Origin of the sequence: Acinetobacter gyllenbergii CIP 110306 = MTCC 11365 (genome assembly GCF_000413855.1) — a bacterium.
GTDB lineage: Bacteria > Pseudomonadota > Gammaproteobacteria > Pseudomonadales > Moraxellaceae > Acinetobacter > Acinetobacter gyllenbergii.
This window is the reverse complement of sequence record NZ_ATGG01000051.1, coordinates 1-15,092: the sequence shown is the minus strand read 5'-3', so window position 1 is coordinate 15,092 and position 15,092 is coordinate 1. Positions and strand designations below refer to the sequence as shown.

General features: G+C 35.1%; 14 protein-coding genes and 1 pseudogene. 1 reads left to right on the top strand and 14 read right to left on the bottom strand.

The genetic code is table 11. The annotated features are described in order from the left end of the window. Window positions 1–7: 7 nt before the first annotated feature. From F957_RS01840 to F957_RS01890, 12 genes and pseudogenes are all read right to left on the bottom strand, one after another. Window positions 8–460 carry a hypothetical protein gene (locus F957_RS01840; RefSeq protein WP_016660635.1) on the bottom strand — a complete coding sequence of 151 codons (453 nt, stop codon included), beginning with the start codon at window positions 458–460 and terminating at the stop codon, window positions 8–10. Between the two features lie 111 nt (window positions 461–571). Next, window positions 572–883 carry a hypothetical protein gene (locus F957_RS01845; RefSeq protein ID WP_016660634.1) on the bottom strand — a complete coding sequence of 104 codons (312 nt, stop codon included), beginning with the start codon at window positions 881–883 and terminating at the stop codon, window positions 572–574. 113 nt (window positions 884–996) lie between these two features. Next, the gene (locus F957_RS01850) at window positions 997–1,914 is read right to left on the bottom strand and encodes a tetratricopeptide repeat protein (RefSeq protein ID WP_016542877.1); all 918 of its coding nucleotides are present in this window, start codon (window positions 1,912–1,914) and stop codon (window positions 997–999) included. Window positions 1,915–2,626: 712 nt separating this feature from the next. Further along, a complete protein-coding gene (locus F957_RS01855) occupies window positions 2,627–3,058 on the bottom strand; it encodes a hypothetical protein (protein ID WP_032861174.1) in 432 nt (143 codons plus the stop codon). A gap of 4 nt (window positions 3,059–3,062) precedes the next feature. Continuing rightward, window positions 3,063–3,494 carry a hypothetical protein gene (locus tag F957_RS01860; RefSeq protein ID WP_016542875.1) on the bottom strand — a complete coding sequence of 144 codons (432 nt, stop codon included), beginning with the start codon at window positions 3,492–3,494 and terminating at the stop codon, window positions 3,063–3,065. Window positions 3,495–3,498: 4 nt separating this feature from the next. Continuing rightward, on the bottom strand, window positions 3,499–3,930 hold the full coding sequence (locus F957_RS01865; RefSeq protein WP_016542874.1) for a hypothetical protein: 432 nt from the start codon (window positions 3,928–3,930) through the stop codon (window positions 3,499–3,501). Window positions 3,931–4,177: 247 nt separating this feature from the next. After that, the gene (locus F957_RS20910) at window positions 4,178–4,501 is read right to left on the bottom strand and encodes a hypothetical protein (protein WP_016660632.1); all 324 of its coding nucleotides are present in this window, start codon (window positions 4,499–4,501) and stop codon (window positions 4,178–4,180) included. Window positions 4,502–4,551: 50 nt separating this feature from the next. Continuing rightward, window positions 4,552–5,007 carry a hypothetical protein gene (locus F957_RS01870; RefSeq protein ID WP_228129657.1) on the bottom strand — a complete coding sequence of 152 codons (456 nt, stop codon included), beginning with the start codon at window positions 5,005–5,007 and terminating at the stop codon, window positions 4,552–4,554. 30 nt (window positions 5,008–5,037) lie between these two features. Continuing rightward, entirely contained in the window at window positions 5,038–5,490 is a 453-nt protein-coding gene (locus F957_RS01875; RefSeq protein WP_016660631.1) for a hypothetical protein, read from the bottom strand. A gap of 146 nt (window positions 5,491–5,636) precedes the next feature. Then, window positions 5,637–5,834: a hypothetical protein gene (locus F957_RS01880; RefSeq protein WP_016542871.1), complete on the bottom strand. Its 198-nt coding sequence runs from the start codon at window positions 5,832–5,834 to the stop codon at window positions 5,637–5,639. A gap of 103 nt (window positions 5,835–5,937) precedes the next feature. Beyond that, window positions 5,938–6,417, bottom strand: coding sequence for a tetratricopeptide repeat protein (locus tag F957_RS01885; protein WP_016542870.1), 480 nt, complete (start codon window positions 6,415–6,417; stop codon window positions 5,938–5,940). A 12-nt stretch (window positions 6,418–6,429) separates the two neighbouring features. Continuing rightward, a pseudogene (locus tag F957_RS01890) lies at window positions 6,430–7,689 on the bottom strand (RHS repeat-associated core domain-containing protein); the annotation flags it as partial. 121 nt (window positions 7,690–7,810) lie between these two features. Here F957_RS01890 and F957_RS01895 point away from each other — a divergent pair. After that, entirely contained in the window at window positions 7,811–8,671 is an 861-nt protein-coding gene (locus F957_RS01895; RefSeq protein ID WP_016542868.1) for a tetratricopeptide repeat protein, read from the top strand. 24 nt (window positions 8,672–8,695) lie between these two features. Here the strand turns inward: F957_RS01895 and F957_RS01900 are convergent, their stop codons facing one another. Together F957_RS01900 and F957_RS01905 are read right to left on the bottom strand one after the other, a co-directional pair. Continuing rightward, a complete protein-coding gene (locus tag F957_RS01900; protein ID WP_016542867.1) occupies window positions 8,696–13,414 on the bottom strand; it encodes an RHS repeat-associated core domain-containing protein in 4,719 nt (1,572 codons plus the stop codon). 70 nt (window positions 13,415–13,484) lie between these two features. Continuing rightward, the coding region (locus F957_RS01905; RefSeq protein ID WP_032864709.1) for a DUF2345 domain-containing protein at window positions 13,485–15,092 on the bottom strand (1,608 nt) is incomplete at its 5' end.

Below are 15,092 nucleotides of genomic sequence, written 5' to 3'. Positions count from 1 at the left end.
TATAGAGTTAATTAAATTCTTCATCTTTACAATAATCTGTTCCATCCTCATCATATGTAAATAGAATCACCCAATTTCCAACATCCTCCCTAGTAAGATATAATTTCTCTGAAAATTTATTGTAATAATTCAAATGCTTTGGATTTACTATTGCCATTTCATTGTATCTATTATAACAGTAAACATACTGATCTTGTGATGAATAAACCAACCTCCAAGTCTTATCTATTTTCAGCTTAACCTTTTCAAAATCAGAATTTAAAAATTTATCACCTCTAATAAAAACATTACTTGTCACAATATTACTTTTATTTAAACGGCTTTCAAAATCAAAATCATATTTTGAAAAAAACTCATTAGAAAGCTTCTCAAAATCCAAAGATCTTTCATCAATAGGTTTATATACACATGAACTACAACCTGTTAAAACTACTAATAGCATTGAAACCATTTTTTTCATAAATTATTACTCACCCCTTACTCCAGTCAGTTACAAAAAATATTGTATAAAAATTAGTTAAAACAATGCAAAACAACATTTCTCTCTGATTAAATTTTTAAAAACCTCAAATTATTTTTGAAGCTTATACCCACAATTCGTACAATTTTTAGTATAAATACTAAACCCAAGATTAGATAAACCACCTTCTTTTTTAAAAAAACTTTTATTACAATTCGGGCAAATATTTTCATCAAAAATTAATATTTTTAATATATAAATACCACATATAGCCACAATAAAAAAACCTAGAAACACTAAAATGTTGAGATCAAACTCACTACCAACTACTGTAAAAAGTATAAGTATTATTATAGAAAAAAACTGGTAAGCAACAACTTTTTTGGCTACACTTCTTAGTCCCTCATTAACATTTTCACTCATTATTTTCGCTCCCAGTATTAATTAATTTAATAGGAGCATAATTATGGACCGTATTTTCTCCTATGATTATTCCCACATTGTCTCTTGTACAACAATATTTATCATATGAATACTTACTGTTTTATCTTTTCTTTAGCATTTGATATGCCTTGCTCATATGCTTTATTAAAGTAAAACTGAGATAAGCTTTCATTTAACTTATTGTAATTTGGAGATGAATATATAACCCCTAAGTTGTAAGATGCTTGTCCTTTACTCAATTCACTAGCTATTTCAAAATACTTAATAGCCCTATCCACATCTTTAGGGACACCCTTACCATTCATTACGTTAATACCTAAATTTAGAGCAGCTTCAGCATTATTTAATAATGCAGATTTTCCCCAATAATCATTACAAAGTTTATAGTCTTTTTTTACAACCACACCATCGCAATATATCAACCCTAACTCAAACAGGGAAAGTGCATCATTCTTTTCAGCAGCCCTCTTTAAATAAATCAACCCTTCTTCAGTATTTCCTTCTTCAATATAAACAGAACCTATAGAGCCCATTGCATCAACATCATTCAATTTAGCAGCTTTAAGATAATATTTTTTTGCATTTTCTATATTTTTTTGGACTCCAACCCCAGTATAGTATTTAAAACCCGTATTATACATAGCAGAAATATTTCCATTATCTGCCGATTTTTTTGTCCACTCAAATGATTTTTCAGCATCATAAGTTCCACTCATCGCTTTAAAATAAATATCAGCCAATATGAGTTGAGCATCACTATTCCCTTCTTTTGCTAAATTTTCATAAATAGTTTCGAGTCTTTTATAATATTTTTTCTTTTCATCTGAATTTGATGGAGCTGCTTCTGCTTGTGACCTTAATTCTTCTGCTTGTTCAAATGTCATATTTAAATCAGATGATGTATTTGAAGCATTACATGCAGTAATAAAAATACTTACCGTTAGACTCAACAATAATTTATTTTTCAGCACCTTATAAAAACCTCTTGAAAATTCAGCCGAAATAAACATTTTTTAGAATTCATTAAATCTTCTTGCAAATAGTATAAATGACCTAGTGACTAATAAGTTGGATAAAATAATTAGACCCCTATTTAAATAAAAATTAGCAAGGTCACAATTTCTGACTCTATTTTGCAATCAAATATGAACCCCACAATAACAACCCACATAATAGCTATTTTCCACATTTCTACCTTTTTATTCCAAACCATCAAAACTTAACACATTAAATATTTAAAAAACAGACTAAATTAAAAAAATAAATATTAAATCTCATAAATCATCTCAACATTAAGAAAAATGAAAAAACAAATAAACAATCTGTATAAAATAGAAAAACCTTATTCTCTTTGCATAAAAATCACAATTGTCAAAATTTTTAAATACTATCCTATAAAGATATTTAGTATGTTTATAACTTTTCAAGTTAAAACCTAAATAATCGTTCACAATGCTTTTATTAACAAAATATTTAAACAAATAAAATCTAACTATGCAAAAAAAAACAACATATAAAATTAATGACAACAAAAATAAAAATAAAACAAACCCATCCGACATTTATCTTAACCCCTCAAAAGCAATATAACTATTAAGAAAGCATTTGTTAATTTTTTTCAAAGAGCATTTATCCTAGAGTCGCTCATCAATCTTATCAGAGCAACCGACTTGTAAAAACAAAGAAAATAAGACTATGGGTTCAAATAGATTTATCATAAAATTACTCACACATATCATCGCCCCATTTATTATAACTATAAGATACCGCATCAGAATTATAATCTGTTATATTTAGCTTTCCTCCTTGAAAATCATAAACACCTATTATATTAGGACTAACAATATTAATACTATTATTAGCTTCCAAACAGTAGGTATCTACTCCTTGCCCATGTCCTTTTAATACCCAGCCATCTTTTTCCAACTGACTAATTACTTTTTTTAATTTTTCAGGGTCTTTTTCAAATCTAAAAGCGGAAATTTGAACTTCAGTTTTGTGTAATGAGTCTATAATTTCTATATCACTACCTAACAATTCTTTCATTTTATTTTCAAATGGATATTTATCAGAAGGTTGCTCATAAATAGCATCAGTGCAGCCAACTTGCAAAAATAAAATAAATAAGACTATGGATTTAAGTAGAATTTTCATAAAATCATTCGCACAGATCATCGCCCCACTTATCATAAGAATATAAAACAGCATTAACACTATAATCAGTTCTACTTAATTTCCCACCTTTAAAATCATACAGTCCGCCAAAGACAGGAACAACAATATTAACTCTATTATTTAAACCTAAACAATAAGTATCAACTCCTTGACCTTTTCCTTTTAAAACCCATCCATCCTGTTTTAGCAGATTTACCACGCTTTCTATTTTATTCGAGTTCTTTGGTAGTTCAAAATAAGAAATCTGAACTTCAGCTTTGTGTAATGAATCTATAATTTCAATATCACTTTCCAAAAGTTTTACCATTTGGCTTTTAAATGGATATTTATCAGAGGGTTGCTCATAAATAGCATCAGTGCAACCGACTTGTAAAAACAAAGCAAATAAGACTATAGGTTTAAATAGGTTTATCATAAAATCACTCACACATATCTAATCCCCATTTATTATAGCTATAAGAAATACCATCAATACTATAGTCTGTTATATTCAACTGTCCTCCTTTGTAATCATAAACACCTTTTGATATTGGAACGACAATATTTATTTTATTATTCCGACCTAAACAGTAGGTATCAACCCCTATTCCTTTCCCCTTTAATACCCAACCATCCCTTTGTAATTGCTTAAGTACTCTATCTATTTCATTAGTTTTTTTTGGTAAATCAAAAGAAGAAATTTCTACTTCTGATTTACTCAACGAGTTTACAATTTGAAGGTCATCCCCTAATAGTTCTTTCATTTTCGCTTCAAATGGATACTTATCTGAAGGTTGCTCATAAACACGATGACTACAACCTATTAATAGTGATATAATAGCAATACTTAGACCGAATTTACTTACACACATATTTAGTCCTTGATAGTTCTGGTAATTGTACGACCCTGTGCTTCAACATTATATCTAATTGAAAAAATTAAAATTACTCTACACTCACTTTTTACAACATCTAATTTCTAATTCTTAAATAACATTCATTTAAGGTACCATTAGCAGTATGTCTAAAAAAAATATTCCAATTATTTTTAAGCTGTTTACCAATATCTCCCCCGGCCTAGTTCATTGTTACCGACAAGAACTTGTGGAGGAATTATTTCTAATTGGCGAGTACCTTGGCAAAATATATAACCTTCATTAACTTTTGATCTAAAAACCCATTTTTTTTAGGTAATATCTGATCTTTATAATTTTCAAACTCTTCCATACTCAAATTTTTAACATTAATTTTATAAACAACATCATTTGAAGAAAATGATTGATAACTTCTCTCATTTTCTAGCTTATTTCCAAAAATATCTTTAGCCTCTCGTTTCAATTCCATATTAATTGGATGATTACTTCTTCCGATCTCAACATTTTCATCTTGTGAACAGGAAGTTAATAATACGAGAATTAAAAAAGATTTATATATATTTTTCATTATATAAAAACACACACCTTGATCAAAAAATAAAATTTAAAATATAAAAATTATTTCTTGTAATCATAACAAACATAGCGGTTAGTATTATTTGGCGACATAAATATAACATGCCAAAAGTCATCTAACTGCATACCAGCAGAACCTTTAACTAAAACTTCATTTTTAGAAACAATTCTAGGTGATATTATCTCTAATTGTCTTTTCCCATCACAAAAAATATAACTTTCATTATACTTCTTAAAGAAAAACCAGCCCATTTTTTTTAAATCTTTACTCTCTTCTTTCATAAAAACATTAATATCAAATTTATCTGCTTTAATTTTATATGCCACAGTGTTATCAGTATATGAAGAATAAGCACTTAAGTCTTCAACAGTACCATTAAATAGAACTTCGGCCTCATCAACAAATCTTTGATTAACCTGATCTAAATAAGGCTTTTTTACTGTTTCATTATCACATCCGGCTAACAAAAATGAGCTGATTAAAATAATTTTTTTCACACAAACCAAATTAAAAAACATACAAAATAATCACTTACTATAATAATCCATACAATTATTAACACCTAGTTTATTATAATAAAGTGCAAAATACCAATAATCTTTGCTTTTAAAATTAACTTCTTCACCGTCTCGTGTATAATGCTTATCATAAATCGGATTCAATATATCTACCGAATAATAATTAGTTTTACAAAAATTATAATAACTTTTATAAGAGTCTATCAAATCCCACTTTCTCTTTAACAGATCATTTTTTACGCCCTCATAATCTTTGCTAGAAAAATCTTGTTTTTTTATTTTCAATACTAAAAGTTGAGTCGAGCTCTTTTCCCTATCAGTATCATATTCATATTCATATCCCTTAAATATTTCATTAGAAAGTTCTTTTAAGTCGATTTTCTCAGGTACATTATTCTCACTTACAGAATTACAGCTTATAATAAGACAAGAGAGAAATATATAATATAATGATTTTTTCATTCTATAACCTTTAATCTTGTGTACGAACTAAAGTCGGTTTACTATCACTTACGCTAATATCAACTCCAGGCGTACCAATACCGACTTCCACACCTACGGGGCCATTTCGATCAAAAAAGGATCCAGCAGGAGTTGTTACTCCAAACCTAGCTCCCCACCACCCAACACTTTGGGTAACCTTCATCACCATTTAAAAAATTCATTGCAACATTATATTGTGCATCAACATTACCAATTTCTGCTAATTTAAATTCATAAGCATTTTCGTATGGAGCACTATTTACACAAGCACAAAAAAGTAGACTCAAACCAAATAATTGTAAAAATTTAAAAATATTAACCATAAAACCTATTACAATATAAAACGACACTCTACTTAATATCTAAAACCACATTAAAATAAATAGATTTTTAAAAAAAGATCTCTTCATATTTAATACAAAGCTATTAATTATCAATTTTTCTTAAATAAGAAATAGCCTCTTCATTTCCTGAATTTTTTGCCTTCTGAAACCATTCTTTTGCAGTTTCAAGATTTTTTTCTACACCTTCACCATTGAGATACCTGATTCCCAATTGTAGTTGACTATCAGCATCTCCTTGCAAAGCTGATTTTCTATAATATTCGACGGACTTTGGCAAATCTTTTTTTACACCATATCCATTTAAATACATTATTGCTAAGTTATATTGCGATTTTGCATCATTTTGTTCAGCTGCTTTTTGATACCACTCAAAGGCTTTTTTATAATCAACATCAAAATTATACTCACCAAATAAATATACGTCTCCCATCTGTGATTGAGCGCGAATATCCCCTTGCTCTGCTGCACTTTTTAAACTTTCAAATTCAGGATTTGCTGCACTATCAGGACTATTACAGCCAACTAAAAATAAGATCACAAAAATATTTAAATATTTAATCATAATAGTCTCAAGTTAATTTGAAGGAAAAGCATTACTAATTAGTGGTAAAATAACAGGTGGCTGGGTAACTGGTTTATATTTTTTAGCCTGATTAATATCATATTTCATAGTAGGAATATCTTTTTTAAAGCATCCACCTGGCCCACATTTGGGTACTTCACTAATCTGACATGAGCTAGTTCTATAATCAAAGCCAACTACCTTACCCATTGAAATTCCCGCACCTAAAGAATGTCCATTACTATAATCATTAGACCACCCATCACTTGTAGCCTCTCCAACAGCCGTCATTCCAACTCCTTTTCCACCACGCCAAGTAGCTCCAGCACTCATATCTCCCCAAGCACCATTAAAAGCTTTAGGATTTAAAGTTTTATAATTATCGACCATTGTCACTTCTGAAACATTATTAATAGTGTAAGGAAACCCTTTTCCAGCAATCCCAGCACCTATTACTTTAAATTTAACACTATTTTGGACACCATTAATACATTGTGAAGTTAAATCGTAAGATAACCCTGTTACAGCAAATACTGTATAACTTTTTTCGGTACCCTTCCATTCAATTAGGCCTAACATATCTACTAGTTGTATAGGATTATTGACATATTTTGCACTATTTAATCCACCAAATAACCCAATCGGATCTTTACTCATATACCTTGCACTATACGGTTCATAATAACGATAACGGTTATAATGCAGTCCTGTTTCACTATCGTAATATTGACCTTGGAATCTAAGATTACTCTGCTCAAATGGATTGTCTTTATTTAGCATTTGAATCTCGAGTGCAGTTCCCCACGTATCCTGAGTAATTTCCCATACGCACGCACCTTCTGCATTACTCAGTGTTTGCGGTGTTCCCACCTGATCACAATGATAAAAAGCAGTTTGCTCTAAAGCCACACGATTTTTACGAGTATCTGTACTCCAGATCGGATCTTTATAAACCGAATAAGGCTTGTTGAGATATTCACTATAATCAGGGGTTTCTATCAGTTGAATAAAACCCTGATACCCCGCCTGCATTAAGGGTACAAAGCTATCAGACTCATAAACATAATGTTTGGTATAGCTATTCTCAGGATGGTTCGAATTTTGGCTAGATTCCCAAATCATCAAATCACCATCCCAACCAAATAAGGTAAAGTCTTGATTTGATGATTTCTTATATAAACGACGTCCAAAGACATCATAACCATACTGAGTCACTTTTCCATTCAAGTTACTTTGCATCAAACGGTTATGATTGTCCCAAGTCAGCTTTAACTTTATTAAGTTTAAGAATAATTAATTGAATCTTTGTTTATGTTATTTTTATGTTGTAAATAGAGAAAATAATGCTCATATATAGTAAATTAGCTCAAGCTATGTTATCTGAGATAAGAAGATGTTATTAAAAAGAATTTTTTTGGCTATTTGTCTATTAAATGTCTTGAATTCAGGATGTGCAAAAACAACTACGCCTGCACCTGAGACTAGTGAAAAACAACACTCTAATAACAGTAACATAAATAATCTTGATATCAAAGATATACGCTCTAAAGCTGAAAAAGGTGATCCTGAATCACAATACAATATGGGTGTCATATATGCCGATGGTTATAAAGAAATTCAGCCAGATATTGTAGAAGCTATTAAATGGTACACTTTAGCAGCAGATCAAGGAAATGTTAATGCCCAATATAATTTAGGTCTTTTATATATAGAGGGTGAACATCTTAAACCTGATTATACAACAGCTATACTTTGGTTTAAGAAAGCAGCTACACAAGGTGATATAGCTTCATTAAATAATCTAGGAACTATATATAAGGATGGATTGGGTATTACAGCAGACAATCAAAAAGCTCTTTCATATTTCTTAAAATCTGCGCAAGCAGGATATCCTATAGCCCAGTACAATTTAAGTAATATGTATTTTGATGGACAAGGGACTAAAAAAAACCCAATTGAAGGCTTAAAATGGCTAACAGAAGCAGCTAAACAAGGGGAAATTGATGCTCAATATAACCTAGGCCTCATGTATTTATTGGGTGATGGAGTAACTCAAAATTATCAACAAGCACAAAAATGGTTCTTAGCGGCAGCAGAACAAGGCGAAAGTGGCGCACAATATCATCTTGGTCGCATTTATAAAGAGGGATTGGGCGTTAAAAAGGATCCTTCTTTAGCCCATATGTGGTTTAAAAAATCAGCTGAGGCGGGAAATCCTCTAGCCTCTCAAGAATTATCTCATATAGAAAAATAATTGTTGAGATAATTTGGTTTCCCTTTAATAGGTAGAAGGGAAACCATGCGCGCCTAAATCCCAAGTATGCCCAGGCCCATGAATAATAGATGGGCCATTTGGATTACCCACCATTTCTTTACCTTGGCTAATAGTAATACCCTTTGCTGTTCCCAATTTAGTTTTGTCTTTTCTTAGATAAGGATCCCATTTATCTGTATGTGAACCTGCACAATATTTTGATTTACCTTTAGCAGCACATGCTTCAACATATTCTCTATTAACCTGTTTTTGTCCGGTTTTGAATTTCCATTTTTTATCTTCCTCAAATACACCATAGTCATATCCCACTCCCACTTTTCGTTCCATTGTTAAGGTACTTTCTCCATTTCCTTTATATTTTGCGTAAATACCAACGCCTACCCCCGCTGTAACTGAGCCTCCTACCGATTTCCCTGTCGCATATTTTTCAATTTGGGATGTCAATATCTTATCTACTGGAATACTATTATCAGGTAAATGTGGAGCACTTCGATTATAGGTTTCTAAAGCTATATTTGTTCCAGCTCGTTCAGAGGCTAAGCCTAATGGATCAACCCACTGACTTGGATTTTTGACATAATCACGAAGATTAAGCCCACCTTCGAGTCCAATCGGATCTTTACTCATATACCTTGCACTATACGGTTCATAATAACGATAACGGTTATAATGCAGTCCTGTTTCATTATCGTAATACTGACCTTGGAATCTAAGATTGCTCTGCTCAAATGGATTGTCCTTATTTAGCATTTGAATCTCGAGCGCAGTCCCCCATGTATCCTGAGTAATTTCCCATACACGCGCACCTTCTGCATTACTCAGTGTTTGCGGTGTTCCCACCTGATCACAATGATAAAAAACCGTCTGTTCTAAAGCCACACGGTTTTTACGTGTATCGCTGCTCCAGATCGGATCTTTATAAACCGAATAAGGCTTGTTGAGATATTCACTATAATCAGGGGTTTCTATCAGTTGAATAAAACCCTGATACCCTGCCTGCATTAACGGTACAAAGCTGTCAGGCTCATAGACATAATGTTTGGTATAGCTGTTCTCGGGATGGTTCGAATTTTGGCTAGATTCCCAAATCATCAAATCACCATCCCAACCAAATAAGGTGAAGTCTTGATTTGATGATTTCTTATATAAACGACGTCCAAAGACATCATAACCATATTGAGTCACTTGCCCATTCAAGTTACTTTGCATCAAACGGTTATGATTATCCCAAGTCAGCTTTAAGACCTTGCCATTTTGGGTGGTTTCAATCACATTGCCCTGTACATCATATTGATAATGCTTGCCTTGATACTGCTTGATTAAATTGTTTTTGGCATGTGTTGTCTGTTTGATTGGGTCAACCAGATTCCCCGCTGGATCAAACTTAAAACTCTCGTTTTTATGCTGACTTTGCGTTGAAATCAAACGTCCAATCGGATCATATTGATAATTAAGCTGTCCTAAACGACTGTCTTCAACTTGGGTGAGCAAATAGTTTTTATCATATTGATAATGTCTATGCGCTTGATAACGGAGTCGATCTGTGGTTTCTTGCTCAGGCTCAATCTGTTGAGAAATCAGTAATCCCACATCATTATAATGCTTGGTTTGTACCAAACCATTTGCCAAGAAACGTACCGTTTCACGATGCAAATCATCACGTTGGAAAGAAACAACATCCTGTTGGTTAAACGCAATTCCGTAGATATGTCCTGAACCATAGCTCAGATTGGTCTGTTGCTGTCCATCTGGACGAATAGTTTTAACCAGATGACCCAGTTCATCATATTCATAACGCAGTACAGCCGTTAAATTCAACATTTTATAATGCTGGTGTTCACGCACCAATTGTCCAAGCTGATTACGATACAGTTGAACTTGGCTCTCAGCATTACTGGCTGAGCTTAATTGTTGATTTAAATTATATTCAAAGTGCTCTGTCTGGCTTTGATGAGTATGCAGATGCGTATATGTTTTAGACGCAATCTGTCCATCATCATAATAGCTAAATTCGGTCAGAATATTGGGTTGTCGAATCTGGAACAATAGACCATTTTCACTATAACTATAGTGCTTTTCTTCACCATCAAATGCTTGTTCACGAACTAATTGACCAAACTTATTATAGCTAAACTGGTATTCAGCCCGATTCTGGTTAATAAGCTTTTGGATACGACCCTGTTTATCCCATTGATAGCCCACACGATGCTGATTGGCATCAATGCGTTGTTCTAACAGGCCAACAGTATTGTATTGATATTGAGTGGTTAAGCCGTTGGTATCGGTGTGATTAAGCAGACGACCTTCTTGATCATGCTCAAATAGCTCTTTCAAGCCATCTGGATATACGATGGCTTGAAGCTGACCTTTATCTTTGCCTTGCATACTATACAGATATTGAACTTTCTGTTCATTCGCCGCTTGTTGGGCACTTAGATCACCTTCTTCATCATATTCCCATGTACTGCTCTTGCCTGAACAATCGGTATAAGACAGCATTTGCCCTTGATCATTGTATTGGATTTTCTTGATACCTCCTTTGGCATCAACCACTTCCACCACTTGATTATTGCTGTTGTATTTATATTGAGTGACATGACCTAAAGGATTAATCTCTTTGCTGACATTGCCTTGTGCATCATATTCACGTTTCCAGATATTGCCTTCTGGATCTTTGGTCTCGGTTAAATTGCCTTGTTGATCATAAGCAAAGCGAATCACACCACCATTCGGCTGTACAATTTTCGCTAGTTGGCCCTGATCATTATATTCTTGCTGAGTTTCCCGACCTTCAAAGTCAATTTGTCGGGTAATACGTTTTTCACCATCACGGGAATACCAAGACTCACGACCATCGGCTAAACGAGTCCGATAGGTAAAACCATCCAAATCAAAATAATAATAGGTTGCTACATCATAAGCATCGTAAACCGCAACTTGGCGTAAACGTGGATGCCATTTCAGTTTGGTATGGAAACTGCCGTCATCCGCCCATTCTTCAATGGCTTTGGCTTTTGGCAACGTCGATTCATAACGGATATTTTGTCCACGGCCTGTACGATCGGTATAGCGCGTTAGCTGATGCGCCTGATTATATTCGTATTGACGTGCGTGGCCATTTTGATCAAAAGCTGTGATCAGGTTACCTTGTGCATCATAGTGATAGCGCGCCCAAGGCTCAACTTGATCATCCACAAATACCGCAATAATCTTAACTTGCTCATTAAAGGCAAATTTTAGTTGATGCTGAGCCTGTTCAAATTGAAAATCAATGGCTTGCAGATAAGCAACACCATCTGCCAAAAGGTAACTTAGGCTAATTTTGTCCTTGGTGTTTTCATTGAATTGTTGAATTAAATGATAGGGCTGACCAAAACTAAATTGATGAAAATGAAAACTCCAGTCACCACCAAAATTTAATAGCAAATCCCCATTTCCAATTGGATGAACCGTCATTCCTTCATATGGAACAGTGTAAGCCTGTTGCAAAATCGTGGACGGTAAGGCATGTTTACGCCCTTTCGCATCAATAAAAATATAGCCTTGTTCTTTTGGCAGAATCACATTGGAAAAAGGCATCATCCAACGAGCACCCATCATCCCCTGATCAAACTCATCCATTTGCGAGTTATATTGGCGGCTAAATACAAAACCAACTTTCGGTAAATAGAAATCAGCATGCTGAACCCGCTCTGCACCAATTGAATAACTGATACTCTTACTAGTCTCTGAACCATCACCTTCACAAGGTGGTGCATTCAACGCATCCGCCTGTAAGCTCACAAACTCCAAGGTATCCCCTTTGGTATGGCGCTCATATTCTCCCGTCTGATTAATTGGCACACTGGCATTGCCTTTATTTTCGCTGGCCTGAATCGCAGTTAAAGTTTGTTGTAATAACCAAGCCAAGCTGTATTTCTGCCCTGCATTGGCTTGCTGCTGTAAAGTCTGGCTTAAAGTTGCAATTGCTTGTGTTGCTTTCTGTTGCAGGCGTGTTTGAATATCGGGTTGTAGTTTAGGGGTTAAATCTGCCTGACTCGGTTTACCGATTAAATCAATGAGAGGTGCAGCCCAATTGCTAAATTTGAGTTTGGGGTCTCTTTTCTCTGCTGTTGCAGCTGCCGACGTTGCAGCCATGTTCGCACTTATTGGTGTCGTAGGCACAGACAAGCTCGTAAGAATACTGCTTCCTAAGATCGTTGCCTGTGAGAGTAAGGTCGCTAATTTGGCTTGTGTTTCTTGTAAAAACTTTTCTAAATCACCTGCGACCATCGCATTCAGATGCAGGCCCAAGCGTTTAATATCCGCGTCTTTAATCTTTCCATTTTCTGGATATAAACATTGCGACATTAGACCAAACATCGGACGTAATGCCATACGCGCATGTGCTTCATTGTTTGGTTCTGCAAATAACCCAATTAAATTTGCAGCGAGCAATGCACCCTGTTGTACCGCAGCATCCTCTGTCTTACTGTCAATCGCGTATAAAATTAAATCCAGCACACTGCCTGTTAAAGCAAAAATATTGGCTACCGTTGCCGTATTCGCACTGCCTTGTAATTGTTCTAAACTGGTATTCCCACACACCTGTAAATAAAGCTGGATTTGCTTGGCAATCATTTGCAGGTCAGTTACCGTGTGTACGCTGTCCAAATTAAAAACAGCAAGTTCAACCTTCGACGCTTTTTGATCTGTTGCCTGTTGTGTTTTTTCCGTAGCCATCAATCTCAAACCCTTAATTTATTTCAATACATCTATTTTTTAAATTGCTGCGCGTGAATTAGAATCTATCCTAGCCCTTGTTTTGACCATGAAAACGATCAACGATGCCTTGTTGAAGGATCGAATCCATTTGGGTGGCCTCCGCCAATTTTGCAGTTGCTTGATCTTTTACAAAACCCACACCCTGTGCTTTGACCATGTCAACCGACTGGCTCGGATTCATGGCGAGTTGTGCCAGACTTTTCATTTGATCTGGAGAAATATTCAGGTTCAGTTGCTTTGAAACAGCACTTAAAGCGGTATTGCTAACTTGATCCTTGATTTGTCCAACCGTCTGCTCAACCAAACCATTTAAGGTGTTTTTACCAATGTTTTTAAGACTATTTTTATCCATCGAAAGCAAACTGCTGCTTAGCTGTTGCTTCATGTTCTGTCCCAATGCACTGCTTAATGAGGCGGCAACTTTTTCTACCGGCTCTGCCCAAGTATAATCACGTTTAAAGTCACTACTTGCTGCCCATGCACTGGTCTCATCTTTTTCAAAAATAACCTTAGCTGCGCCTGGTGCAATGCCTGTCACTTGAGCAAAACCATTTCCATCCAGTTTGCCAGTCAGTTGCTTACCTAAAGAGTCAATCACTTTATAGCTGTTCTGCTTAAAGAAATTATCTCCCCCATAACTTCTTAATAACTGTAGCGCGCCTTTCAGTGATTTTGCTTGTGGTAACTGGGGCGAATTGCGACTTGCACTCGCGCCTGAGGCCAGTAAATGCTGCCCTGCTTTTGCTTCAAACTTGCCACTGGTCACAGGGAAAATCCCTGAACCATTCACTTTGATCTGAGAACCACCCGCAGTAATCACAATCTCTTTTGGGCTACTGATCTCAATGCGATCTTCAGTCGAAATAATCTGGATGCCTTGCTTGGCAAGTAAATCCATGCCATCCGACTGCGCTTGGACTTCAAACTTACCTTTGGCAGCCACCTGTTTAATGCCATTCTGCGCAGCAAACACACTGATTCTGTTTTGGGCATGCGTAATCAGGTTCTTCTGTGTACTTAGATTGATACTATCGCCTGCAAACTGGTTGATCTGGCCATCGGCAGAGAGATAAATATCTTCATTGCTACTTAAACCAATACCCGCAGGTGAGTTCAGCAATAATAATGATTTTTTAAATTGTGCGATTTTCTCTTGGATCTGCTCCGCAAACTCTTTAAGTTGATCCAGCGATTCTATTTCATCGGTCTGTTGGTTCTTGGCAACTTCACTTAAGGCTTTGGCATTGTTTTGATTGCCCTCAAGCTGCTGTTTAGCAACTTGTGCGTCCAGATGTTCACCTTGGGCTTGATCCTGTTTATGCGTGGAAACGAGAAGACCTTCACCTGCCCGCACTGCACCCCATTGGTCGGTGCGTAACTCGAAACCTTCGCCGCGGTCTTCACTTTCAGCCTTGTCTTTGGGATGACTGAGTTTACCCAGATTCAGTTGGCTGGCGGCATGACTGCTTTGTAGTTGAGCACTGATCTGTCCTGTGGTGTCATCAAAGCGTAGTTGGTTAAAACCTTCGCCCTGATACTCTTTAGACTTAATTCCTGCCAGTTTCTTGGTGTCTGGCAGCTTACCTACTTGATCAAACTTGGTCGGGCTACGCTGGCCTTCATGAATTCTTCCCAC